At 55.9% G+C, this 26,028-nt stretch carries 19 protein-coding genes and 1 pseudogene; 11 read left to right on the top strand and 9 right to left on the bottom strand.

All coding sequences use genetic code 11. The features are described from left to right. Positions 1–28: 28 nt before the first annotated feature. The 4 genes from FHL16_RS09135 to FHL16_RS09120 are packed head-to-tail and all read right to left on the bottom strand — an operon-like array spanning position 29 to position 4,508. Positions 29–1,204, bottom strand: a complete 1,176-nt coding sequence (locus FHL16_RS09135; protein ID WP_077748053.1) for a 3-hydroxybenzoate 6-monooxygenase — start codon at positions 1,202–1,204, stop codon at positions 29–31. Then, positions 1,201–2,058 (bottom strand): fumarylacetoacetate hydrolase family protein, encoded by an 858-nt coding sequence (locus tag FHL16_RS09130; protein ID WP_020300858.1) that lies wholly within the window; start codon positions 2,056–2,058, stop codon positions 1,201–1,203. Before FHL16_RS09130 ends, FHL16_RS09135 begins: the two co-directional genes overlap by 4 nt. Next, positions 2,055–3,101 carry a cupin domain-containing protein gene (locus FHL16_RS09125; RefSeq protein WP_020300859.1) on the bottom strand — a complete coding sequence of 349 codons (1,047 nt, stop codon included), beginning with the start codon at positions 3,099–3,101 and terminating at the stop codon, positions 2,055–2,057. The genes FHL16_RS09130 and FHL16_RS09125 overlap by 4 nt, the downstream gene beginning before the upstream one ends. Positions 3,102–3,119: 18 nt before the next feature. After that, positions 3,120–4,508 carry an MFS transporter gene (locus FHL16_RS09120; RefSeq protein WP_020300860.1) on the bottom strand — a complete coding sequence of 463 codons (1,389 nt, stop codon included), beginning with the start codon at positions 4,506–4,508 and terminating at the stop codon, positions 3,120–3,122. A gap of 264 nt (positions 4,509–4,772) precedes the next feature. On the opposite strand from FHL16_RS09120, the gene FHL16_RS09115 reads away from it, so the two are divergent. Next, positions 4,773–5,519, top strand: coding sequence for an IclR family transcriptional regulator (locus FHL16_RS09115; RefSeq protein WP_032904489.1), 747 nt, complete (start codon positions 4,773–4,775; stop codon positions 5,517–5,519). A gap of 14 nt (positions 5,520–5,533) precedes the next feature. On the opposite strand, the gene leuD is transcribed toward FHL16_RS09115, so the two are convergent. Continuing rightward, positions 5,534–6,178 (bottom strand): 3-isopropylmalate dehydratase small subunit, encoded by a 645-nt coding sequence (gene leuD, locus FHL16_RS09110; protein WP_020300862.1) that lies wholly within the window; start codon positions 6,176–6,178, stop codon positions 5,534–5,536. 6 nt (positions 6,179–6,184) lie between these two features. Next, positions 6,185–7,597 (bottom strand): 3-isopropylmalate dehydratase large subunit, encoded by a 1,413-nt coding sequence (gene leuC, locus FHL16_RS09105; protein WP_020300863.1) that lies wholly within the window; start codon positions 7,595–7,597, stop codon positions 6,185–6,187. A gap of 291 nt (positions 7,598–7,888) precedes the next feature. Between leuC and FHL16_RS09100 the strand changes: the two genes are divergently transcribed. The 3 genes from FHL16_RS09100 (at position 7,889) to FHL16_RS09090 (ending at position 12,532) form a co-directional block, all read left to right on the top strand. After that, complete coding sequence (locus FHL16_RS09100) at positions 7,889–9,484, top strand: GMC family oxidoreductase (RefSeq protein WP_032904492.1); 1,596 nt, start codon at positions 7,889–7,891, stop codon at positions 9,482–9,484. Between the two features lie 49 nt (positions 9,485–9,533). Beyond that, entirely contained in the window at positions 9,534–10,859 is a 1,326-nt protein-coding gene (mdlD, locus tag FHL16_RS09095) for an NAD(P)-dependent benzaldehyde dehydrogenase MdlD (protein WP_020300865.1), read from the top strand. Between the two features lie 236 nt (positions 10,860–11,095). Continuing rightward, a complete protein-coding gene (locus FHL16_RS09090) occupies positions 11,096–12,532 on the top strand; it encodes a carotenoid oxygenase family protein (protein ID WP_077748052.1) in 1,437 nt (478 codons plus the stop codon). A gap of 155 nt (positions 12,533–12,687) precedes the next feature. Here the strand turns inward: FHL16_RS09090 and FHL16_RS09085 are convergent. Beyond that, positions 12,688–14,076: pseudogene (locus tag FHL16_RS09085) on the bottom strand (aldehyde dehydrogenase family protein). An 18-nt stretch (positions 14,077–14,094) separates the two neighbouring features. Continuing rightward, positions 14,095–15,891 carry an FUSC family protein gene (locus tag FHL16_RS09080; protein WP_020300869.1) on the bottom strand — a complete coding sequence of 599 codons (1,797 nt, stop codon included), beginning with the start codon at positions 15,889–15,891 and terminating at the stop codon, positions 14,095–14,097. A gap of 216 nt (positions 15,892–16,107) precedes the next feature. On the opposite strand from FHL16_RS09080, the gene FHL16_RS09075 reads away from it, so the two are divergent. From FHL16_RS09075 to FHL16_RS09050, 6 genes are read left to right on the top strand one after another with little or no spacing between them, the layout of a single operon-like run. Continuing rightward, the gene (locus tag FHL16_RS09075; RefSeq protein ID WP_020300870.1) at positions 16,108–17,469 is read left to right on the top strand and encodes an MFS transporter; all 1,362 of its coding nucleotides are present in this window, start codon (positions 16,108–16,110) and stop codon (positions 17,467–17,469) included. A 19-nt stretch (positions 17,470–17,488) separates the two neighbouring features. Beyond that, complete coding sequence (locus FHL16_RS09070; RefSeq protein ID WP_020300871.1) at positions 17,489–18,340, top strand: fumarylacetoacetate hydrolase family protein; 852 nt, start codon at positions 17,489–17,491, stop codon at positions 18,338–18,340. A 1-nt stretch (position 18,341) separates the two neighbouring features. Next, the gene (locus FHL16_RS09065; RefSeq protein WP_020300872.1) at positions 18,342–19,163 is read left to right on the top strand and encodes an IclR family transcriptional regulator; all 822 of its coding nucleotides are present in this window, start codon (positions 18,342–18,344) and stop codon (positions 19,161–19,163) included. Between the two features lie 29 nt (positions 19,164–19,192). Next, complete coding sequence (locus FHL16_RS09060; RefSeq protein WP_169868539.1) at positions 19,193–20,848, top strand: bifunctional 3-(3-hydroxy-phenyl)propionate/3-hydroxycinnamic acid hydroxylase; 1,656 nt, start codon at positions 19,193–19,195, stop codon at positions 20,846–20,848. Positions 20,849–20,862: 14 nt separating this feature from the next. Then, entirely contained in the window at positions 20,863–21,711 is an 849-nt protein-coding gene (locus FHL16_RS09055) for a VOC family protein (protein WP_020300874.1), read from the top strand. Positions 21,712–21,754: 43 nt separating this feature from the next. Next, positions 21,755–23,236: an aldehyde dehydrogenase family protein gene (locus FHL16_RS09050; RefSeq protein WP_047531102.1), complete on the top strand. Its 1,482-nt coding sequence runs from the start codon at positions 21,755–21,757 to the stop codon at positions 23,234–23,236. 63 nt (positions 23,237–23,299) lie between these two features. Here FHL16_RS09050 and FHL16_RS09045 read toward each other — a convergent pair whose 3' ends face one another. Next, positions 23,300–24,364, bottom strand: a complete 1,065-nt coding sequence (locus FHL16_RS09045) for a hypothetical protein (protein ID WP_020300876.1) — start codon at positions 24,362–24,364, stop codon at positions 23,300–23,302. 306 nt (positions 24,365–24,670) lie between these two features. Here FHL16_RS09045 and FHL16_RS09040 point away from each other — a divergent pair, with 306 nt between their 5' ends. Beyond that, positions 24,671–25,966 carry a PucR family transcriptional regulator gene (locus FHL16_RS09040; protein ID WP_020300877.1) on the top strand — a complete coding sequence of 432 codons (1,296 nt, stop codon included), beginning with the start codon at positions 24,671–24,673 and terminating at the stop codon, positions 25,964–25,966. Positions 25,967–26,028: the final 62 nt, after the last annotated feature.

Genomic DNA, 26,028 nt, shown 5'->3' with positions numbered 1-26,028 from the left:
CGTTGAATAATTGATCGTCACTGGATTTCTAAATTACCGCGTCATACAACCAAGAGAGACCGGCATACGCCTGTTCAGGAGTACGGGTGCCGAGCATGTTGTTACGTAGTTCGGCCGCAACTCCCTCGGCGTGGTAGAACTCACCATGAACACGTGCCATGACCTGACAACGGCCCGTGCGAAGGTATCGGCGAGCCTGATAGGCTTTAAAAGCCGACTCAAAATCACCCTGACACTTTTCGATCTCCTGTGCGAGTACGACGCCATCCTCCATCGCCATACACGCCCCTTGTGCAAGGTATTGCAACATGGGATGCGCTGCATCGCCCAGAAGTGTGGTACGTCCCTGACTCCAGTTTTTCACGGGTTCACGATCGCACAATACCCACATCCGCCAGCTTTCAATTTTGGACAGGAGCGTTTGTACGGTGTCACACGTGCCGGCAAACCGACGGCGTAATTCTTCAGGGTCGCCCTCGGTGTTCCAACCCTCTACATAGCGGTCGCTGTGGAAGACTGCCACCAGGTTGAATAGTTTTCCACCTCGAAGCGGGTACTGGACCAGGTGGGACTTTGGCCCCCCCCAAAGAATCATCGAGTTGCGTCGAAACTCAAGCGGCACGTCCTCAATGGGCAACACCGCCCGGTACGCAATGTGCCCGGAGACCACAGGCGCACCGTCACCGACAATTTTCTCTCTGACTTTCGACCACAATCCATCTGCGCCAATCAGTGCGCAACCCCGAATGGTTTCACCTTGGTCAGTGGTCACGCATACGGACAGGCCATCATCTTCGTAGCCCACCACTTTTGTGGCGATCCTGAATTCGACATCAGCGGACTCGCGACACGCGGCCAGAAGAACCGAATGCAGGTCCGCACGATGCACCAAGGCGTAGGGATACTTGAAACGTTCCCGAAACGCTGCGCCTGTCGGGATGGTGGTAACCATCTCAGCGCTGACACTGTCCATGAAGATCAAATCATCGGGTAACACGGTCAGTTCGCGTACTTGATCAGCAACGCCGAGCGTCTCCAACACGCGAAAACCGTTAGGGCCCACCTGGATCCCCGCACCGACTTCGCGAAACTCTTCGGCCTGTTCGATCAAGAGCGTTTTGAAGCCCTTATGTGAGAGTGCCAGCGCTGCTGCCAGACCACCAATGCCCCCCCCAATGATTACAATTGGATCTTGTAGGCTCATGACGACACGACCTCGACAACAATTTCACCAATCCCTTCAATTCGTGCTTTGATCTGATCACCGTGAACAATGGGACCCACACCTTCGGGCGTTCCGGTGTACAACAAATCACCCGGCTCAAGTGTGTAATAGGTCGAGGCGAATTCGATCAGCTCTGCCACGTTCATGATCAAATCCCGAGTATTGGCGTGCTGGCGTTTCTCACCATTAACCTCCAGCAGCAACTCCAAGCCCTGTGGGTCGCTGAGCTCATCAGCCGTGACAAGCCATGGCCCCAACACCGAGTAAGTGTCCAACGATTTGCGCAAGCTTCGCTCTTCAGGCCCGCGGATCGTGATGTCCAGGCCAATGCTGTATCCGGCAACATAGGCCAGTGCGTCTTTCGCCTTCACATCCTTGGCACGCTTGCCAATAACAGCGACTAGCTCGATTTCGTGATCGGTACGGCGCTCTGGAAGATTAATCACAATCGGTTTACTGACACCGATCAGCGAGCTGGTAGCTTTCAGGAAGAGGCCCGTCTCCTGGATTTTTCGGACATTGGCACGTGTAAACGTCTCCGTGTCTGCGATGGCTTCATCAAGGTGAGCTTGATAGTTGACAGGCGCAGCCACAATTTTGCCTGGGTTACCGACGGGGCTAAGCAGCTCGACATCGCTTAACTTGAAGACCGCTGCGCTTCCCTTGGCAAGCGAGATTTCGGGGCGTAGCTCGGCCAGGTTAGCGATCAGCAGGTCATGGCGCGGAAACGGATAACGGGCAGGTGACAAAATACGCAGTGCTTGGGAAACGTCATAGACAATGTCGCCCTCAATCAGGCCCAAACGGTTATCGTTAAACAGACAAATTTTCATGGTTTTTCTCCTGGTGTAGTAGTTGCGCTCGGATTGATTTCGCTGCGCCAAAAACCGAGGTGTTCTTGCAACGGTCGATCGGAAAAGCTGAACAGTACGCATTGCTCGTCCGCCTCAAAACAACGCCATGCCCAACCCGGAACAACAAATACGTCGTCCTTGCAGGCTGTCCACGTTTGGTCACCGACCTGAACGCGCAGGCTGCCTTCAACCACGCAGCAAACAGCTCCGTCGGTTTCACGAAAGCTCGTGCCCTTGAACCCTGCTGGGAACATCTGCATAAAGGCACCCATCGAGCGAATCGGGGACAGCCCATTCGTTGGGTTGGTAAACATCAGTTTGAAACCGTTGCACGCGTCCCACTCATCGACGAGCGACAACTGTTCAAGCGCTGCACGCGTGCGCGAATAGGGGTAGTGAAAAAGTGGGCTGACGGGGCCGCCGTGGGTGTCGCCTACAGGTCTCAGGCCAGCGGCGAATCGCGCATTGGAGTCGCCTGTCGGGCGTGTCAGGGCCTGACGTAGATTCGGGTCATCAGCAGAGAAACCGGCGTTGAGCATTTGCACAACAGGCACATCCAGGCCGTCCAGCCACATCACAGGTTCCGTGCCCTGCGCACCATGGTCATGAAAAACGTTCGTGGGCGTGATGACAAAGTCACCCGGGTTCATTAGTACCTTTTCGCCATGCACCGTAGTGAACCCACCCTGGCCACTTAAAATCAGTCTTAGCGCAGACGCCGTATGGCGATGACTGGGGGCGACCTCCCCGGGCAGGATCATTTGAATACCCGCATAGAGGGATGACGTTATCTGCGACTTGCCCCGAAACTTAGGGTTTTCTAGGACAAGCACACGGCGCTCCGCATCTTCGGCGGAGATGACCTCACAGGCCATTTTCATATTTTGGCGAATGGTTTCGGCGCGCCAGATTACGGGGTCCGCCGTCTGCTTGGGCTCGCGCGGGGTAAGCCCGCGCAATACCTCCCAGAGGGGCGTCATGTTGTCATGGGCAATGTGATCTCTAAAGGCATTGTTACTCACAAATATCTCCTTACCTATCTATCGAACTTCGTTCAGCCGTGCATCGCTACGGTCTTGGTTTGCGGTCCGTGCGATGTGGCGACGGACGAGGGTCAGCGCGACAAAAAGAATCAACATCATGGCTGCTATAAAACCGAAGAACCGAGTGCCTGTGCTGGCAAGAATCCAGGGGCCGATGAAAGCGCTCAGCACCGCGCCCAGCCGTCCGAAAGCTGCGGGCAAACCGACGCCACTTGCACGCATTGAGGTAGGGAATATCTGCGCCGCCAGCACGAATAGGATTGCTTGTGTGCCCGGTACGCAGAGGCCGAGCAGCAGCAGGCTAACGGTGATGATAGGGAGCGAATTCGCAGCAGGTTGCAACGGCGTTACCATCAGCGCAGCGCAGCAGGCCAACGCCCCCGCCGCCATGCAGAGCATGGTTTTGCGCGAACCGAAGCGACTGAACAGCCAGCCGCCGCCCACCCCTCCAATCAGGCCACCGAGGCTGAACAACGCCATACTTGCGCTGGACATACTGACGCTGTAACCGGCCTCGACGAACAGGGAGGGGGACCAGGTAAACATGAGGTAGCTAGACAGAATCACGGTAAAGAAAGCGACCGCCAGAACCCGTGTGTCGCCGGCATATTCGCTGGCCATTAACGTTCGCACCGAAGCCTTCTTGACTGCAGCCGCTTCGCCGCTGTCCTCCAACGTGGTGGTCAATGACACCGCATGCCCCAGGTGGCGAATGATGTTCAGGCACGCTGCCGGCTTGATGCCGCGCGCCACCAGAAATCTCAGCGACTCTGGGACGCCAATGATCAGCGTCAGCGCGACGATCAATGGCGCACACCCCGCAATCACGAAAAAACTGCGCCAGCCAAGGGCAGGAAGAATTTGCGCCCCTAACAGGCCAACGACAATACCGCCAAAAGGCAACGCGCTCATCCCGATGGCGAGGGCAAGGCTGCGCCGGCGCAAAGGTGTGTACTCAGCCAGCATTGCCGTGACGTTAGGCATGGCTGCTCCCATGCCCAACGATGCAATCACTCGGCAGACGCCCAGAAAGACGATGTCATCGGCGAGCGCGCCCAATAACGTCATCAGGCCAAACGTTACGCTGGACGCGATGAGGGTCCATTTTCTGCCGATGCGGTCGCCCAACAGGCCCCCGAGGGCCGTCCCCAGTGCCATGGCCACGAAACTGAATCCAAGCACCGGTGCAAAGGCTGCGCGGCTGATACCCCATTCGGCTGAAATGGAGGACAGCGACAGGCTAAGCACCTGCGCGTCCACGCCATCGAACACCATGACGAGGGCGACCAAGAAGAGAATTCGCTTTTGATAGGACGTCCACTCTCCGTGATCGAGAATAGGGGCGATGTCGAGGACGGGGGACGATGGCTGCGCTAGCTGGCTCATGATGGAACCCTCACACCTTAAGGTGTTTTGTATTATTTGTTGTAATACGATAATTATGTTTTTTCCAAAAAGTGTCAACGCTTTTATCTTATGGCGCTATTTTTGTTTTTACTCACCTCGTGGTCGAGCTTGGCGGTAACATGCGGGCTCCGTCAAGCACACCTTTCTAAGGGGGCAGGGTTGATAAAGCAGCAGGTAACCGGCGCGTCAGCCATGCAAGTCTCAGGCGCAGAAGATCCCAAAGGCAGCTCCCAGGATCGCTTGATGCGCCTGCTCGAATTGTTCAGTGGAGACAGCAAATCTGATTGGTCTGTGGACGAAGCGGCGATCGAGTTAGGACTATCGGCGAGCCATACGTACCGTTACTTTCGAACCCTGTCGGGTGCCGGATACATCAGCGCCTTTACCCCGGGGCGCTACGTGCTGGGCCCAGCAATCATCGCGTTGGATAGAAAAATGCGGTTGGGTGATCCGATGATCCAGGCTGCAAGGTTGGTCATGGGTGACATGCTGAATGCGGCCCCCGCTGACAGCATCGCGATTTTATGCCGGTACTTCCAAGAGCACGTCATGTGCGTGCATGAGGAGTTCACCACCCGTTTCAAGCAAGACATCAGCTATGAGCGCGGCCTCCCAAGGCCCCTTTACCAAGGCGCAGCCTCAAAGGTCATCCTGGCGCACCTGCCATTGCGCCAGGTCAAACCCTACTACGAAGGCGTAACGGGCGAATTCGAGCGCTTTGGCCTTGGGGCCAATTGGGCGCAAGTCAAGCAGACACTGAGATCGCTGAGAAACGAGTCCGTAGTCATCACTTCAGGCGAATTGGGCAATAGCGCTGCGGGTATTTCAGCCGCCGTTTTTGACGATAAACGGGTGATCGGCAGCATCAGCATCGTGATACCCGTCGTCGATGCCTCCCCGGAAGTCAGAACACTGCTCGCGCCTATTGTTGCGAAGGCCGGGGCCGAGATGACGCAGAAAATGACGGTGTTGGCGTCTTCTGGATCATGAAATACACAACGCCGTCAGCTCTCTGGAAACAGCCAAGGCTCGGTGGCGCGTCGCTTGCTTTCGTATAAGCGCACGTCGTCGGCTTGAGCGAGCGTCAGGCTGATTTCATCGAGCCCCAACATCACGCATTTTTTGCGGAATGCATCGATCTCGAAACGGTAGATCACGCCCTCAGGCTGGGAAACGGTTTGGTCCGCTAGATTGATCTCAAGTTGCAACGCAGCATCACGGGCCGCGAGTGAGAACAGGTGATCCATTTCATCCTTGGTCAACACGATGGGCAGCACGCCGTTCTTAAGGCAGTTGCCATAAAAAATATCTGCGAAACTGGTGCTGAGCAGCGCTTTGAACCCGAAATCACGCAAGGCCCACGGCGCGTGCTCGCGGCTCGAACCACAACCGAAATTATCTCGGCACAGCAGGATTTGCGCTGACTTGAACCGGGGCTGGTTGAGCATGAACTGCTCGTTGAGCGGTCGTACCGAGCAGTCGTCCCCAGGTTGGCCTTGGTCTAGATAACGCCAGTTATCGAACAGGTAATCGCCATAGCCATATTTGCTGATCAATTTCATGAATTGCTTCGGCAAAATGGCGTCCGTGTCCACATTGATTCGATCAAGCGGCGCCGCTACTGCACAAAACTGCTTGAATGGTTTCACGGCCTTTCAACTCCTTATCTGGGCAGCGGTTATATCAACGAAATGTCCTGCCAGGGCCGCCGCTGCTGCAGTGACCGGGCTCACGAGGTGAGTTCTGCCACCCTGCCCCTGACGCCCCTCGAAATTGCGATTGGACGTAGATGCACAACGCTCCCCAGGGAGCAGCCGGTCCTCGTTCATTCCCAAGCACATCGAACAACCGGGCTCGCGCCATTCAAACCCAGCGTCGATGAATATCCTGTCCAAGCCCTCGGCTTCAGCCATGGCTTTGACCTGTCCTGATCCCGGCACCACCAATGCTTGTTTGATACGCGTGGATACTTTTTGACCGACTACAACCTGGGCAGCTGCCCGCAGGTCCTCGATGCGTGCATTGGTGCAGGAGCCTATGAAAATCTTGTCGAGTTCGATTGAAACGATGGCTGTGCCCGCTGTAATCCCCATATAGTCGAGCGCGCTGACCAAGGCCTGACGTTTAGCGGGGTCTACTTCGTCCGCGGGGTCGGGCACCTTTTCTAGAACATCGCACACCATTTGCGGAGAAGTTCCCCATGAAACTTGAGGGGCAACTTTTGCTGCATCCAGGTTCACCACCTGTTGGAAAATTGCCCCAGGGTCGCTGTGAAGCGTGCGCCAAAACGTAGCGGCGGCCTCCCAGCCTGCGTCTCGCGGCGCATGAGGTCGGCCGTGCAGGTAGGCCAGTGTGGTCTCGTCTACACCGATCAGCCCGACGCGAGCTCCGGCTTCGATTGCCATATTGCAAAGGGTCATCCGCGCTTCCATGGACATGCTACTGACCGTGCTGCCCGTGAACTCGATTGCATGACCGGTGGCCCCCGCAGTACCGATTTTGCGAATCAAGCTCAGGGCCAAGTCTTTTGCGGTCACGAACGGCTGCAATTCGCCGTCGATCTGAACCTTCATCGCCGCCATGGGTGAAACACGCAGGCACTGGGTGGCGAGAACGTGCTCGATCTCGGAAGTGCCGATGCCAAATGCCAAGGCCGCGAAAGCACCATGGGTACTGGTATGAGAGTCGCCACAGACGATGGTCATTCCCGGAAGACTGGCGCCAGATTCAGGCGCGATGACATGCAAAATGCCCTGCCTTTGATCACCCATTTTAAAGTGGCGCAGGTTCAGGTCATCGCAGTTACGCTCAAGCGTCTGAACCTGAATTTTCGCTACCGGATCCTGAATGCCCAGAGCCAAGTCCCTAGTCGGCACATTGTGGTCCGAGGTGGCGATGATCGTGCCGCTTCGCCAAGGGTTCAGCCCCGCTGCCGATAAACCTTCAAAAGCCTGGGGGCTGGTGACTTCATTGATCAACTGCAGATCGATGTAAAGCATCGCCGAACCGTCCGGGTCATGACGTACGACGTGCGTTTCCCAGAGTTTTTGCAGCAGCGTTTTGGGCACTGGAGGCTCCTCTTGTCAGATCGATCATTACGGACCTGCCTGGCCGGATTGTAGGCAAGCTTGCTCAGACAATATAGAGCGCTTTTATCGTAATGCGCTATTTTTGATTTTTAAAGAGTGGCAAAGTACTATGTGTTGTCCAACTGTACTGTTCAGATTTGTAAAATCTGAACAGCGAAAGCGCCCGCTTAAACGATTCCTGATCTCGGCTTTTGATAGCGATGTCTGATAGGCAGTGCGCTATCCCCCCTCAATACTCATCCGTTCAAGAGCGATCCGCAGTGGGTAAATATGACAACTAAAAGCTTTGACGTGCTGATTGTAGGAAGTGGTGCAGCCGGATGCGTGGTGGCCAGTTATCTGGCCGAGAACAGTCGGGCCAGCATTGCCGTGATCGAAGCCGGCGGCAAGGATTCCGACCCGCTGATCCATATTCCAGCCGGCTTCGGCACCATCCTGGCCAAGGATAAACACGTGTGGACCCATTCCACCGTCGCCCAGCATGGTACTGAGCGACGCTTTCGCTCCGGCAAGGTGTTGGGGGGAGGCACGTCGGTAAATGCCATGGCGTATGTGCGTGGCCAAAAACGCGACTTCGATGCGTGGGACGAAGCCACCGCAGGCGACGGGGACTGGAATCACGCCAGCATGTGGCGTGCCTTCATCGAGCAAGAAAAAAACGACACGTTCCATGATGAACATCATGGCACCCAAGGCAATCTGGCCGTGCAGCTGCCCAAAGGGATCAACGAACTGAACCAGTATTGCCTGAAGGCATTTCAGGAATACGGCCTGCCCTACAATCCGGATTACAACGGCGCCAGCCAGATCGGTGTGTCACCGGTGCAATCGAACATCGAGAACAGTCGCCGTTGCAGTGCCGTAGTCGCGCACCTGCGCCGTCATCTGGAGAGTGGCCGCGTCACCTTGCTGGCGAACACAACGGTCACTCGGGTGCTGATCGATAGCCACCGCGCGGTAGGGGTCGAAATACTCCAGGGCGGGACTACGCAGCAAATCCAGGGCAAGCAGGTCATACTCAGCGCCGGGGCGGTACACAGCCCGAAGATTCTCATGCATTCCGGCATAGGCCCCAAGACCCAGTTGCAGGAATTCGGCATTGAGGTGATGGTCGATTCCCCCGGCGTGGGCGAAAACCTACATGACCACCCTATCGTACCGCTCAGCGCCTATGTGAAAGGGAACTTGGGCTATCAAAGCGTTGCCCAGGGCCTTGGGACGCTGAAGGCAGGGATCCGCTACATCCTGACCAAAGACGGCCCGGCCGCAGGCAGCGGTATCGAGACGGTCAGCTATTGGGATCCCCTGAACTTACAGGGCGACCCTACCGTTCAGTGCTATCACGTACCAATCATTTCCAAAGACGGCTTGAGCCCTACCGGTACGCGCCCCGGCGTGACCTTCGAGTTAGTGGTGCTTCAGCCTAAAAGCCGCGGCTGGGTACGTTTGGCTGACGCTGACCCTACCTCTATGCCGCTGATCAACCCAAATTTCATCGGCCACGAATACGATTTGAAAGTGGCCGTTGAGTCGGTGAAAGCCATGCGCCATGTCCTGACTCAGGAATCGCTAGCGCCGGTGATCGACGAAGAGGTCTCACCGGGTCCCAGCGTGCAATCCGATGAGCAGATTGGCGAATGGGTCAAACGCGTCGCCACCACCATGTGGCACCCGGTCGGCACCTGTCGCATGGGCAAGGACGAAGGTGCCGTCGTTGATGGTCGCCTGCGTGTGAAAGGCGTGGAGCATCTGCGTGTCATCGATGCCTCGATCATGCCCAACATTACTAGCGGCAACACCAACGCGCCCACTCAGGCGCTGGCCCTGCACGCTGCCAAAATGCTCTGTGAAGATTACTTTCGCTGATCTGCGTGACGCTCATAAACATCCACTGAATTCGATAAGGTGACAACCCATGAACTATCCAAGCTCCGAGTCCATCGATGCAGTATTCGAGTCGCAGCGTGCCTATTTCGCCTCCCGCCAAACCCACCCCATCGAGTTTCGCAAACACAGCCTGGAGCGCCTGAAACAGGCAGTGCTCAATCACAAAGAGGCGCTGTACGTCGCACTGGACGAAGATTTAGGAAAACCCAAGGCCGATGTGGACCTCGCGGAGATCGGCGCAGTCCTCCACGAAATCGATTTCGCCCTCGCCCACCTTGACGAGTGGGCGACACCAGAAACGGTACCCACCGCAGACCTGATTGCGCCGTCCCAGTGCTATGTCACGCAAGAGCCCTTTGGCGTTACTTACATCATCGGGCCGTTTAACTACCCCGTAAACCTGACGCTGACGCCGCTGATAGGCGCAATCATTGGCGGCAACACTTGCATCCTTAAGCCCTCCGAAACCACCCCCAACACTTCACTGGTCCTCGAGAAAATCATTCAGGAAGCGTTCTCTCCCAACTACATAGCTGTGGTTCAGGGTGGACGCGATGAGAATACTCACCTGCTGAGCTTGCCGTTCGATTTCATCTTTTTCACGGGCAGCCCTAACGTCGGCAAGATAGTGATGCAGGCAGCCGCCGCGCACCTCACACCAGTGATCCTGGAACTAGGCGGCAAGTGCCCTTTGATTGCCCTGGCCGATGCCGATGTCGATCTGGTGGTGTCGCAGCTGATGTTTGGCAAGTTCATCAACAGCGGCCAGACCTGCATCGCACCGGATTACTTGTACGTCCACAGCAGCATCAAGGATGAACTGCTAACTCGCCTGACGCAGCGCATTCAGCAGGACCTGCCCGACATAGGTTCCACGGGAAAAGTCGTCACGAGCCAACAAGTATCGCGTCTTCAAAACTTGTTGAGCAAGAGCGCGGGCAAGGTGCTGGTCGGCGGCGATGCAGACCCAGAACGGCGCGTATTCAGCGCCACCGTGGTCGACCAAGTGCAATGGGACGATGCGCTGATGGCCGAAGAGCTGTTTGGGCCCATTTTGCCGGTGCTGACTTTTGATTCGGTGGATAATGCAGTCGATCTCATCAATCAACATCACTCCAAACCACTGGCCGTGTATGTGTTCACAGGCCACACAGCCAATGCCAACCCCGTCATCGACCACATTCAAGCCGGCGATGCTCAGGTCAACGGCGTGCTGGTGCACGCGTTTTCGCCATACCTGCCGTTCGGTGGGGTGGGCGGTTCAGGGATGGGCGAATATCACGGCCGATACAGCTACCTGGCATTTACCCACAAAAAGTCTGTACGGATAGTTGAGTCTGGCAAGCCGGTATAAATAAAACACCAACTCCGCGAACCTGAGGCAGGTCAACGGCAGGTATTCTTTGCAATCCTGCCTTGATCGCGCGACCACATAAACCGTGACGAGCTCAACATAAACAACTGCATGCACCTCAGTACCAACACTCCATAAGAATTCGTACTCACAACCCGGAGACAGCAATAACACCAAAGGCTAGCATTCTATTAACCCTTAATAAGACACCCCTATTAGCCTTCGGGAGATACATCATGTGGAACAATAGCAGCCCCTTTTTACAAGGTATTCGCCAACCCCTCTCCAACGAAATCATCGCCAATGAACTTCGCATAGAAGGTACTGTGCCGCCTGAACTTGAGGGCGTGCTTTTTCGAACCGGATCCAACCAGCGTTGGGAGCCTGCTCGCCCTGACCGATACCACTGGTTCGACGGAGATGGCATGGTTCATGGGTTTTATATCAGCAACGGCGCTGTCAACTACCGCAATAAATGGGTGCGCACCGAGGGTTTCAAGGAAGAAGAAGCAGCCGGTAGATCGCTCTACAACGGTATTTACGGGTCTTACGAAGTAGCTCAACCACAGCTTGAAAAGGGGCCGGCTGCCGTCAAGCAAGTAGCCAACGTCAATGTCGTGGAAATCGACGGACGCGTATTGGCTCTGCAAGAGGCGGGTAGACACTATTATGAACTTGACCGAAACACCCTGGAAACCATTGGTACCTTTGATTTCCACGGCGCAATTGATGCACTGGTTACCGCGCATATCCATACCGACGCCGCAAAAAATGAACTACTATTGTATACGGTCGAACCCGAAACCCGCCGATTCGTCTGTGCACTGGCTGACAAACAAGGGAACATCCTGAAACAGCACGTCGTTACACTTGACGCCCCCGCCTATATTCACGACTTCATGTTCACTGAAAATCATTTTGTCTTCTTCTTTGGGCCCATCAACTGGCGTCCAGAATCACCCGACCGAGTTCCTGCAGGCAAATCTGCGTGGACGTTTGACCCAAAGCAGAGCAATCGAACCCTGGTGGTCCATCGGCAGACCGGTGCAACTCAATGGTTCACCGATGAAGCTTACCAAACCACACACTTCGTCAACGCCTACGAGGAAGATGGCAAAATAATCGTCGACGGCTGCGTCAGTGACCTCCAGTTTGTCGATGATATAAAAGTCGAGAATTTCTTTCCGTTTCCTTTTCCTGACGCTGGACGCTCGCCGTTCACACCTCCCGCGCTGTACCGCTGGACCCTGGATCTCGATGCCGGTCAGATGACACGAGCACGGGTCGGAAATTTCTCCGTCGAATTTCCTAGGATCAATGAAAAACTCCTGGGTGCAAAACACCAATACGGCTACTTTGCCGGTGTACACCAGCCCAAAAGTGACAGCCACGATTTCAATTGCCTGATAAAGCAAGATTTTATTTCAGGCAAAACCGAGTACCAAACACTGGAAGGTGACAGGGACGTGTCCCCTGCCGAGCCGATATTCGTGGCCAAACCCGATGCGGTGAGTGAAGACGATGGTTGGTTGCTGGTCGTCTGGTGGGATCCCCAGACAAACAAAAGCGAACTGGTGATCCACGACGCGAGCGACTTCACGGGCGCACCATTGGCACGGGTAAAGCTGGATCATCATATACCGCTGGGTTTTCATGGGAACTGGATCCCATAACCCACCGGTAGAGGTCTAGCCGAGCGTTCTGGCAACAGCAACGCACAACTGACTGCCCTGCAAATAACGTATCGCTGCAGGGCAGTCTTTGTATGAAGGAACGCCCCTTTCAAGGGGCATTCATGCCATACGATCAGTCCACTAAAACCCTGACCTTAAAACGGATAAGCGCGACGTTTGTGTTGCACCGAGTTCCAGTGATCGCTGGTCAGCTCCGCGATGATCCAATCGCTGTTGAATCGCCCGATACCACTGTTTTTCTCGCCGCCAAACATGTTGTTCGGATCATCATTGACCGAGATGTCGTTGATGTGAGTCATGCCGGCTCCAGCGCATGTGCCTCGTCACGCGCAGTGATGATCGGCGCTACAGGACAAAATTGCTCAGCCTGGGCCAAGTCACTCATGTTATCGACATTGACGAACACATGAGGCGGCAGTACCTACCCGTGTGCAGCGCCACCGAGCAACAACTCGATGCTTTCGGCTTTCGCCGCCTCGATCCGGGCCACTGCGCCCTCCAACTGGCGACGGTTGATCAGCGGGCCAATGACTGTATCTGCAAGGTCAGGATCGCCGACTTTCAACTGGCGAACGCGCTCGACAAACGCTTCGACGAAATCCTTTTGCAACGAGGCGTCGACGATAATCCGGTTACTGCTCATGCAGATTTGACCTTGGTGCAGGAAGCGCCCCACAACGGCGGCGTGCACCGCCAGATCGAGGTCCGCGTCATCAAGCACCACACACGGAGCATTCCCACCCAACTCCAACCCGACTCGCTTGAGCGTCGGGCCTGTGACTGCCAACGCGCCCAATGTGCCGCCCGACCCGAGTCGATCCCGTGAAGAAGATGAATTTTGGAATCGGGTGCAGGGTAAAGGCATCACCCAAATCAGCCACGTCTCCCACGACCACGTTCAAAACTCCCGGCGGAAAACCGGCCTCTTCGTAAATTTTCGCCAACAACAAACCACCGGTCACCGGCGTATCGTCGGCAGGCTTCACGACGACGGCGTTACCGAGTGCCAGCGCCGGTGCGATAGACCGATTGGAAAGGTGCATCGGCCAGTTCCAGGGACTGATAACCCCGACCACACCCAATGGTTTACGGTAAACGCGGCTTTCTTTGTCGGGGGTGTCGATTGGCAGAATGCGGCCGACGACTCTCGAAGGCATGGCCGCGGCCGTGATCATGGTCGAACGTACCGCTGACCACTCGATTTCGGCTTTGGTACGCGTGCTGCCTGACTCACGAATCAATCAGTCGACAATTTCTTCGTGCCTGGCTTCCAGTACGCTAACGGCGCGCATGAACAAGGCTGAGCGCTCATTAGGTAACGTCTGCGCCCATGCTTTCTGCGCGGTTGCTGCCGCCTGGTAGGCGTCGTCGAGGTCGCTAACATCACCCAGCGAAAGCTCGGTCAGCAGGGCGTTGTCATAAGGGTTGCGGTTCTCCAGGACCTTGCGCGTACTTCCGGAACGCCAGGCCCCGGCGATGTATTGGCCAGTAAAGTTTTGCCACGGTGTTGGGCGGTCAGACATGGGTGTTCTCCGGTTGATTCAAAGTAGGTCAGCGCCAGTATTCTTCTTGCTTGCCAGCCTGGAAGTCGCGAGGTTTTCCAATTGCTGGTGCAGTGCAAGGGTGTGATGTTCATCAGTTCGGTGGTGAGCGAAAAGCTGAGCAATCGCTGCGCATTCGAACGCAGCAATGAGCAGTGGAGAGGCCTTTTTTTCGAGGCTGATCAGACTTGTCAGAAGACCCCTGACTTGATCATAAATTCGTGCCTGAGCAGGTGGGGCAGGTGTATCCGAGATCTTCAGTGCGAGCCGCGCAATGCGCTTGCACAGGCGCTTGCGCTGGGAGCCTGGCGATGAAGGAACCAACCATCGGTAGGTCAGCACGGCAGTGAACACCCCGCCCAGAATTGCCAACATCTGCAACAGGGTATGTTCAAGGGAGGTGTCTACCTGCAATCCAGGTTGAGCGATTAACAAAAAGGTCATGTTCAGGTCGATGGCCAGTTTTGCTGTACCGGGCCGAGCCATGAGCAACGCTCCGATCATCAAAAACGGTGCGATAACCAAGGCCAGCTCCCACACCGTTCCCACTTCAGGTAACAGCCAAAAACGGCAGGTCACGCCAAGAACGGCTCCAGCGGTCGAGCCAACAAGTACGTCTTTTAACGCCGCACTGGCGTGGCTATGGCTGGAGAACAGCGAGGCGAACAACACGGCCGTCATGACCATCATTGGACCGTCTGACCAACCCAGGCCCCACCACATTGCGGTGGCGATGGACATCGCAATCAAGGGTCTGGAGCCCGCGAGGCATGTTGCGTGCCAGTCGCGCTGTTGAGTTGATTGCAACGCTTCCCTGCCTGGCGTTTCACAAGCATTCAACGCTGCAAAGACGCGTTGTAATTTTTCAACGAACAGCGTGCCTGCGGCAAGGTTTTCAGTGTTTTTGTGGACCTCATTGATCACCGCGAGCACCATTGCAGCTGCCGATTCAGGATGAGTTGCTACCAACAGGTCAGAGGGAAATCGGAGTTTTTCGCCAACATCGAAATGGCTACTTACGAGCAAATCGACAAGCGCGCCCAGCGTGTCGCGAGTGCGAAAGACCCGTAAACGCATTGTTCGAGAACCTGTAGCAATTTCATCCAGGCACAGATCAAGCGCCGCTAGTTCCTGCAACAGCGCACTAAAACTTTTGGCATCGTGTGCAGTGCCTGCCTGCAACCTTTTGAGGCTGTAGTGAACGCTGGCCACAATCAGCGCATCGAGTCGGTTGTACACGGATTCCAGGGACGCGGACTTGCCTGTAAACGTCCATGAAAAACAAGCTGAAGCCAACACGCCGATGACGGTGCAATAGATTCTGCCAAGGGCTAGGTCCACATCGAGCACGGGGTCTTGAATACCAAACAGCGCGACGATCGCTGCGGTGTAGCCTGCCAGCACAAAACCGTAATTTCGAAAATGTCGAAACAGGTTTCCATACCCGGCGCACGCTGCGATCCAGGCTGCCAGTACGAGCATTAGCCAGTGCTGCTGATCAAAGAACACCGTCAGCAAAAGTCCGCCTGCCATGGCTCCCACCACCGTACCGATCAGCCGCGCGCCGATGCGTTCGATCAAGAGGCCTCGCGTAGGTTGCGCCACCAGCCAGACTGTCATCGCAGCCCACCAAGGATGGTGCAGGTCCAGCATTTGAGCGATGACCAGCGCCAAGAGAGCTGCCGTGGTTGTGTGCAGACTGAAAATCAGTGCTGACCGAGAAGGCCACTGAAGCTCGGGCTGCATGCCAAAACGGCCTATCAAGCGACCGAATGATTGAGTGATCCACTTATTCATTTGATGAACTGACATCCGCAGCCTGATAAGGGAAACGCAGCCGCACGCGGCTCTCATTGCCATGGTGCATGCCGACGAGAAACCAAAATATCATATTTCCTGCTATTTAGGATTTTGGTTTATTTTATCTTTACAGGATTTTTGCTTCGTAATAGATTTAGCCTCAGTCAAGGGCACCTGCCTGCCCAGACAATAAAAACAATAAGAGGCCAGTTCATGCATACGCCTACACCCAGCAATATCCTCTGCGACGTCGTTGACGCCCTCCCTGTCAGCCGGTTGCAATGGGAGGGGCTCGCCCTCTGCGTACTGGTCGCAGTGCTAGACGGATTCGACACCCAGATCGTCGGTTTTCTGGTGACTGCCATGGCATCAACCTTGAACGTAACGCCCCAAGCCTTGGCACCGGTGTTCGCGGCGGGTTTATTTGGTTTGATGCTCGGCGCACTGCTACTGGCCCCTATGGCGGATCGCTTGGGGCGCAAGAGAATTCTGGTGTTGTCGATCCTGCTGTTCGGCACATTCGCGTTACTGACCGCTTTTGTTAACAACGTCTCGCAGTTGCTCGTCGTGCGCTTTCTGACCGGCATAGGCCTCGGCGGGGCAATTCCCAACCTGGTGGCGCTGATCTCTGAATACAGCCCGCGACGTTACTCGCGCAGTGCCGTGACGCTGCTGTTCTGTGGCATGCCACTGGGCGCCATGCTGGCTGGCTTGACGGTCGACCAACTGCTCGCTACCTGGGGGTGGGAAAACCTTTTCCTGATCGGTGGCGCGCTGCCGTTGCTGGTCGCCGGCGTTGTGGTGTGGCGGCTTCCAGAGTCGGTTGAGTTCCTCAGTCGCCAACCCGGCAGTCGTGCTGCCCTCAGCGCTATCATTAAACGGCTCGCACCCAACCTCGCAGAACTGCCCGCCAGTCTTGGCCAACTACGCCAACAGGCAACCTCCTCTACCTCCCTGAGTCGTCTTTTCACAGCCGGCATGTGGCGCCGCACCCTGCTGCTTTGGCTGCCGTATGCCATGAACTTGCTGATTTTGTACTTCATTATGAGCTGGATCCCGACGCTGTTAGTGGCAGCCCATGCACCGCTGAGCATGGGCATTCGCGCCATCATTCTCTTCAGCCTGGGAGGTGTGATCGGCTCGGTCGTACAAGGCTGGCTGATGAACCGCTGGGGGTCGGTCAACGTATTGACCATCGAATTCATGGGCTACCTGACAATCGTGCTGGCGCTCAGCCAATTGCCTGTTTCTATTTATTCGCTTTTCCCCGCAATGTTGTTGCTGGGCATTTTGGTGCAAGGCGCGCAGGCAGGTCTTAACGCTTTGGCCGCCGAGTTGTACCCACAGGAAATACGCTCCACAGGCATCGGCTGGGCACTTGGCGTCGGGCGAGTGGGTTCCATTACAGGGCCCGTTTGCGGCGGCTTGATGTTGGCAGCCGGCTGGGTTTTGACAGAGATCCTCAGCGCAGCGTTGGTTCCGGGAATCATCGCGCTGACGGCGATTACCTTGCTACGACTTGACCCCGCGAGCAAACAACAACCCACACCCTCACAGTCTGTTACACATCATTGATGCAACCAGAGGCATACCCATGAAAATCGCAAGCTTCGTTTACCAAAACCGTTCCACGTACGGCATTGTTAAAGGTGACCACGTCATTGACCTGGAATCACTCAAGTCTCACCTGGGTGCGGACCTCAAAGAAGCCATCGCGCGCAATCGACTGAGCGAACTGGGGGCTGATGCGCTGAAAGACCTGCCTCGCCTGGCATTGAGTGAAATCACCTTTTTGCCGGTCATTGCCAACCCAGGCAAAGTGCTCTGCATCGGGATCAACTACGCCACGCATGTGCGCGAGACTGGTCGGGACATGCCGACCTACCCGATGATTTTCACCCGCTTTGCCGACAGCCAGACCGCACACCTGCAGCCCATCGTTCGCCCAACCGTGTCCCACAAGCTTGACTTCGAAGGTGAACTGGCCGTGGTGATCGGCAAGACCGCTCGCCACGTCAAACCGGAGGACGCCTTGGACTACGTCGCCGGCTATGCCTGCTACAACGACGGCAGCGTACGTGACTGGCAGAAGCACACGATCCAGTTTGTTCCAGGGAAGAACTTCCCGGCCACCGGTGGATTCGGCCCATGGATGGTCACCAGCGATGAAATCGTCGACCCGCAGGACCTGGAACTGACGACTCGTTTGAACGGCGAAGTGATGCAACACACGCGCACCAGCGACATGATTTTCGATGTGCGCAAGTTGATCGAGTACTGCACCGCGTTCACTGAACTGGCCCCTGGAGACGTAATCGTCAGCGGCACCACCGGCGGCGTTGGTGCATTCCGCGAGCCACCAGTCTGGATGAAGCCGGGCGATATCGTCGAAATCGAAATCGAGCGCATTGGTATCCTGCGCAACAGTATTGTAGACGAGAGCTGACATGCAAAAACCGTTTGATTCCGAAGACACCACCGAGCACCTGGCAGACAGCAAAGGCTCCAGCCTGGAGCGGATGCTGCGAATTCTCGACCTGTTCACCGAGCACCATCCCATCTGGACGGTCGACGGGATGGGAAATGCGCTGGGGTTCACACGCTCCACTGCCTACCGTTATGTACGCGAACTGGCCGAGGCCAATTTGCTGTTTCAGGTGGAGGCCGGTCGCTATGCGCTGGGCGCGAGAATCATCACCTGGGATCGCCAACTGCGCGTCAGTGATCCGTTGGTACGCGCGGCGCACTCCCTGGAGTCGACCTTTCCGCAATGGGGTGCCGAGCAAGCCTGGTTGGTGTGTCGGCTGTTCAAGGATCAAGTGGTCTGTATCCATCAAACCGGCAACCTTTCCAACCAAGTGAGCTACTCGCGAGGATCGCCAAGACCTTTGTTCATGGGAGCGACCTCTAAAGCGATCCTCGCCAACATGGGCTCACGGCATCAAAGCCAACTGTTTCTGGAAAACCCGAGTGACATCGAGTCCAGCAACCTTGGCAAGACTTGGGAGGTGTTCCGGCGCTCGCTCCAACGCTTGCGCCGCCAGGGATATGTGCTGAGCACCAGCGAAGTCGATGCTGACGTCTTTGGCCTCGCGGCCCCCATATTCGATGGCGACGGCAAAGTGGTGGGCAGCATCAGCTGCGTGCGCCCGACCTCGCAACGCGATAGCGAACAGGATGAAGTGCAAGGCCAGCAAATCCTCGCCCTTGCCGACAATCTTTCACAACTCATGACCGCGCTGGCGCACAGACCAGAAGTACTGGACTGACCAGCCCGGCGGTCACCGAGGGAATAAAAATGACAACCCTTACACCCGTGAATACTGACGTACTGATTATCGGTGCCGGCCCGACAGGACTCACGTTGGCCAACCTCCTCGGACAGGCCGGCGTGCGTACGACCATTCTTGATCGTAAAGCCGGCACCGTGACTGAACCGCGTGCCGTTTCGATCGACGATGAGTCGCTGCGAACCATGCAGGCAGCCGGGCTGGATGAAGCCGTGTTGGCTGACGTCGTCAAAGGCTACGGCGTTCACTACTTCGACAAGCCAGGGGGACGTTGCTTTGGCAAGGTCGAACCTGTCGGCAAGCAATACGGCTACCCCAAACGCAATGCGTTCAGGCAACCCCTGTTCGAACGCACGCTGATGCAAGGTATGGAGCGTTTCCCTAGCCTGACTCCGCTTTTCTGCCATGAACTGATCGACTTCACACAGAACGCCTCAGGCGTTCTCGCTCGAATACAAAATGCGGCCGGTGACACGGTTGAGGTGCACGCCCAGTACATGGTTGCCTGTGATGGCGGCAGAAGCCCGGTTCGAAAACAACTGGGTATCGATATGGTGGGTTCCAGCTTCAAGTCCCGATGGTTGGTCGTGGATCTGGATCAGGACGATGACCCGTTCTGGCAGACTCGTGTGTATTGCGACGCGCAGCGACCTGTCGTAGAAGTGCCCGGCCCTCATCAGACACGTCGCTTCGAGTTCATGCTCAAAGACGACGAGACTGATGAGCAAATGCTCAGCGACGCTAGCCTTGGCAACTTGCTGCGGCCGTTCCGGGGTGAAAAAGCTTATTCGCTGGTGCGCAAAGTGGTCTACACCTTCCACGCCAGGGTTGCCTCTCGCTGGCAGGAAGGTCGTGTTTTTCTCGCCGGTGACGCTGCGCACCTGACCCCACCCTATGCGGGCCAAGGCATGAACAGTGGTGTGCGTGATGCGCATAACATCGCCTGGAAACTTGTGGCGGTACTCCGGGGACAAATGGCGAAAAGCGCCCTCGAGACCTATGAAAGCGAACGCCGCGATCATGCCTGGGCGCTGATCAAGCTGGCGCTGAATCTCGGGGTGGTCATGGCGCCGGCTTCAGCCTTGCGCGCCAAACTCATTACCAGCACCTTCCGCGTGATCGGGCTGATCCCGCCTCTGCGCGATTACTTTCTGCAAATGAAGTTTAAACCAAAGCCTCGTTTTACCCAGGGCCTGGTGTTATCCCAAGGTAAGGCCGGCAACCTGCGCGCCGGGACCATGCTGCCGCAGCCGACTCTTTTCGACTCTCACGGCTGCGCGCAACTGTTGGATGAGCACATCGGCCCGGGCTTTGCCTTGATTCAATATGGCGATCTGCGCAGCCAACGCATGGATCAACTGCAGCACCCGCTCTGGACCCACCTGGATGCCAAGCGCATCGTGATCATTCCACAAGACGCTCCGCTTCCGCCCCCTTTGGCGGGACTCACGATCGTACATGATCGCAACGGTGAGTTAAGCGCACTGTTTGCCGAGGCCAGCACCTTCCTGCTGCTACGTCCCGACCGCTATGTCGCCGCCATATTTGACCAGGCTCAGGAGTCAGAAACAGCTCTGGCTCTTCAGTCCTTGTTGGGCATTGCACAGGCTACGACAGTCGCCGTCGCGGCTGCCAATACCGCCCATTCCCCAGTTACTCTTTGATCGCGGAGTTTTCCATGACGACCCTCCAGACTTCGACCCCTGCTCAACTGTGCTACCTGCACCTGGCAAGCAAAGAACCTCAACGCCAGGTAGATTTTTATACGCGAATGATGGACATGCGCGCATCGCCACAAGCAGATGGCAGCCAGGTGATGCGGGGGCCGAAACGAGCGGCAATCATTTCGCCAGCCGACCATAGCGGCCTGCTGGCCGCTGCCTTCAACCTCCACTCCAACGCCAAACTGGAAGCGCTGCGTCAGAACCTGATTGAGCGTGAATGCCAGATGGATCCGGTGACCTCGCCTTTACTTGAGCCAGGCGCGTTTGCCATTCGGGATCCACAGGGTCGCCAGACAATATTCGGCGTAGTACTTCCCGATACAAGTGCTGAACTGCAAGGCATGCCGTCGAGGTTGCAGCACGTTGTGTTCCAAACCACCGAGCTTGAGACGATTATCGACTTTTACGTCAACACCGTTGGCTTCACCATTTCCGACAACGTGGTCGACCAGGAAACCGGCCAGCTCATGGTGTGTTTCCTGCGCTCCGACGACGAGCATCACTCCCTCGCCTTTTTCCGTGGGTCGAAGAATGAATGGGACCACCATTGTTACGAAACCAATGAGTGGAATGACATTCGTGATTGGGGCGACCGGTTTGCCAAGGAGCGCATCAGCATTTTCTTCGGCCCTGGCCGTCATGGTCCGGGCAACAATCTGTTTTTCATGGTGGTCGATGCCGATCGGAACCGACTGGAATTCTCGGCCGAACTTGAACTGGCGCCAGCAGACCGTGAAGCCGGCGTATGGCCGCAGAGTGAGCACACTCTTAACTCCTGGGGCCGCGCCTGGATGCGCACCTGATTTTGCAGGGAAGTCAATCCATTAAATTGATCGAGTCGCCTAAATGAACAACCAGAACGCACCCGCTCCATTTGCCATTCAAGGTCATCAATACATTAACGGCCGCTGGCAGCCAGGTCGCTCAACCAAACGCCTGGACAACCGCAACCCCTTCAACAACGAGTTGCTGTTGGACATGCCGCTCGCCTCGGTCGCCGATCTGGATGAAGCCTATCTGGCCGCCGAAAAGGCACAGCTGGAGTGGGCTGCGCTACACGCCGGCCAACGGGTTATGTTGCTTGAAAAGCTTGCCGTTATCGTTGCGCAGCGCAGTGAAGAAATTATCGACTGGCTCATCAAAGAGTCGGGCAGCACTCGAATCAAGGCTGGCATCGAGTGGCAAAGCACGCTGAACCTGGTCCGAGAATGCGCGAGCATGCCGATGCAAGTAGAGGGTCGGATCTTGACCAGCTACAAGCCCGGCGAACAGAGCTTTGTGTTCCGTGATCCACTTGGCGTTGTGGGGGTGATCAGCCCATGGAATTTTCCGCTTTATCTAAGCATGCGCTCCGTTATTCCGGCCTTGGCATTAGGTAATACCGTAGTGCTGAAACCTGCGAGTGATACCGCTGTCAGCGGCGGATTGTTGATCGCCTACCTACTGGAGGCGGCGGGCTTCCCTGCGGGCACCATCAACGTTGTTGTGGGCGCCGGATCGGAAATCGGTGACGCCTTCGTGGAACATCGAGTACCCAGGCTGATCTCGTTCACCGGTTCTACGGACGTGGGGCGCAATGTCGGGCGCATCGCCACGGGTGGCAAGCACATCAAACGCGTTGCTCTTGAACTCGGTGGTAACGCGCCACTGGTGGTGCTGAATGATGCCGACGTTGAAGTGGCAGCTCACGCAGCCGTGGTCGGCCGTTTCCTGCATCAAGGGCAGATATGCATGAGCGTCAACCGAGTGATTGTTGATCGCACCTTATACCCGGCGTTTGCAGAACTTGTGGTGGAGAGGGTCAGCAAGCTGAAAGTGGGTAACCCTAATGATGCGGACACCGTGATTGGGCCTGTCGTCAATCAATCGCAATTGAATGGCCTGTTACGCAAGATTGATCAGGCACACAGCGCTGGCCTGACTAAACTGTTCGGCGCTTCAGCCAACGGTCTGTTGCTCCCACCGCATGTTTTCGGCAACGTAAAAGCCGATGACGCCCTGGCGGTAGATGAAACATTTGGCCCACTGTTACCAATGCTCATAGCCGACGATGAAGCGCACGCCCTGCGACTTGCGAATGCCAGCGAGTATGGGTTGTCCAGTGCGGTATTCACCCAAGACATGGCGCGCGGGTTGCAGTTCGCTCGTGGCATCGTCGCCGGCATGACGCACATCAACGACATCACCGTCGATGACCAGCCAAACGCGCCCTTCGGAGGTGAAAAGAACTCCGGGCTCGGGCGTTTCAACGGTCATTATGCCGTCGATGAATTCACTCGCGCACACTGGGTGACCTGGCAGCCAGGTGGTCACCACTACCCTTTTTAATGCACCACGCAGTCAGCCCCTGTCGGGGCTGATTGTCATGCAGGGCAACAAGGTGAGTTGGCGTTACTCGTCGCCGCCCAAAGCCGCTACCTGAGCCTCTATGGACTTGATGCTTTGTTTGTCGGCTGCATTTTGCGGTGTAACGCCATCGCCCAAAGCGGCATGAAAAGGGCAACCGACAAATTTAGGATCATTCTTGTACGTTTCGACGTAATGCTCGGGGAATTGCTTGTCCAGCGCCTGGATGCCCTTTCGCACTTCGGCTTTATCTTCACTGGACATGTTCATCCGCTCTTCGATATAGGCTTCAGTCGGATCGTCGGCATTCATTTCCATCATGCCCATCATGTAGCCGGCCAGTTGCGGCAAAAGCTGGGCCGCGGCGGGGTCAGGGCGGTCGACCTGCATGGTGTCGAGCGTGGTGGTCAATGACATGGCGCGCAGTAACTGATGGCCAAACCAATGCAACTCCTTGGGGAAGAAGCGGAAGACAAACTGCTCATGAATCGCCGTGATAATGAGATTGCCACGTTCAAGCTTGGGTTTTGGAGCATTTTCGAAGGCTTCGCAAAATTCCACGAGCGCGTCGAAACTATCCGGGTAACCAGTGATCGGCTGATCGTTTTCAGCACGGAAGAGTTTGCACATGTCACGCCAGAACAAGTGCGCGGCAATCTTCTCGTTCTCGGAGAGGCCCGGGGCGCCCATCTTCAACTTCAGACGGTGCATTGTGATGGCGGTGAATGCACAGACGTACACGTAATCGTCATTATAAGAAAAGGCACCGGGATACTGCTTGGCCCAATGCGCATGAAGATTATTAATACCTTCAACCGACTTGATGGTGCGGCTGTCTTCAGGACCGTAGAACCACCACAGCGCATTGGCGCTGCCGGTCTGCTCTACACGCGAGGTGGACCGTGAAACGACTTTGCCACCGTCTTCACGCCAGACCGCTCTGGAGCCCCAATCGGTGACGACAAAATTAGGGAAGGTCAACGCGTAGATGAAGTTCTGCATGAAGTCGTTCAGCCCGTAGCTGTTCGATAAACGCCAGATTTCAATGTAATCCTTGCTTGGGTCGAGGCTTTGGATTTTGGCTTGAATCCACTTTTTAGGGGCAGACATGTAGATCCTCTCTTCGCTTGAGTGCACATAGTGAATACGAAAATAGAGGCCTCTGATCAGCGGCCTTCAGTCGTCAGACAGAAGCGCTCATGGCGCAACGTCTGGGTGCTCTCGATTTAAAAACACCACCACTTACGATAGGGCCTCGCCCCGGGCCAGTCTCCGGTCTGTCCATCCAAGCTCGACGGCGTTTTTGGTATTGCAGTATCACCGCGACGCTATACTGCAATCACAGTGCGCTGGATCCCCACGGGCGGCTGCGTGATGCGTACATAAATAATCATTACGACTCACAGGGAGTACCGTTTGACTACTGATCTCTATTCTCACCTGCAGCCAAAAGGCTCGGTCGAGGACGCTTTTTCCAAGGCGGTGATTGGTCAGCATCATCTGACCAATGCTGTGTTGAAGATGGGTGAAGGTGCGGTGGCCTGGGCGCTTGAGGAGGCCGCCAGTTCCCTCAAGCGCTTGCAGGACGAATTTCAAACGGTGCCTGACTTGCCGACGCCAGAGATACGCCTCAACCTTGAAACGCTCATCCTCGATATATTCATGAGTTCGTTATCGAGAAACAGTGAGCACTTTACGCTGAAATTGATCCCTTCAATGGCGCGACAAGCTGCACGTCGCGAAGTACCGTTCAGCAGCATCGTCAAAAACATGCGAGCCAACCAGACTATCTGGGTCAATCATTTTTTCACCGCGTCGGCGTCCAGGACTTTTGCACCCTCAACGGTTCAACGGTTAGTCACCAACGGTGCATGCGTGGTGGATGAAATCATCGAGCACTTTGTGCTGTGCTACCTGGACGAGCGTCAGGTGCTGATGGAAAGTCAAATCGCGAGACGCCGCGCCCTTGTGGAAAAGTTGATCGGCAATGCGGGCGCGCTTCAACCATTCGAGCTAAAGCAAATCAAAAAAGATCATGGCCTGGATCTTGAGCATTTCCATGTCGGTATCATTATTTCTGATCTCAACACCAAGCTCAGCTCAGACTTGGGTGAGTTACAACGCAATTTACAAGATGCAATCATCGGCGATACACCGCTGGTAGTTTCCTTCACTCAGCATTTGACATGGGCTTGGGTCAGTACACCGCGCGCCCCTACTCCGACCCAACTGAAACGACTTGAAGAAACACTGGGGCAATTAAGTGGAACTCAATGTGCACTGGGTGAACCAGCGAAGGGCCCTGCTGGGTTCAGGCGTACTCATCTTCAAGCCAGAGATGTCAGTAGCGTTGCAATCCTTTCCCCAATCAAAGGCGTCATGCGCTGGGCTGACCATGTCCTGACGATCCTGGTCGGTCAGGATCTTGAAAAGGCCGCGTGGTATGTCGACTCCGTGCTCGGACCTCTGGCAAACAAATCAGAGAAAGCCGGCGGCTACCGCCAAACACTCAGCGCTTACTTGCAGTCAGGCAACAGCTTGCTCCACGGTGCTGAAGCGCTAGGTATTCACCGCAACACGCTAGTGTATCGACTGCAACAGATAGAACTACTGCTGGGTTGTCCTATCAAGCAACGAGAGCTCGAAATACGCTGCGCCTTGCACCTGATCACCCAGTACGAGGGCCGTGTCCTCAAGCATGAAAGGGAATAGAAACAGGTAAACAGTGAGATTGATGTATCCCAGTCGATAGACCATCAACGCACGTTTCAAGC

The organism is Pseudomonas sp. FSL W5-0299, assembly GCF_005930655.1.
Taxonomy (GTDB): Bacteria; Pseudomonadota; Gammaproteobacteria; order Pseudomonadales; family Pseudomonadaceae; genus Aquipseudomonas; species Aquipseudomonas mandelii.
Note: the sequence above shows the minus strand (reverse complement) of the source record. Positions and strands in the feature narration are given on the sequence as shown.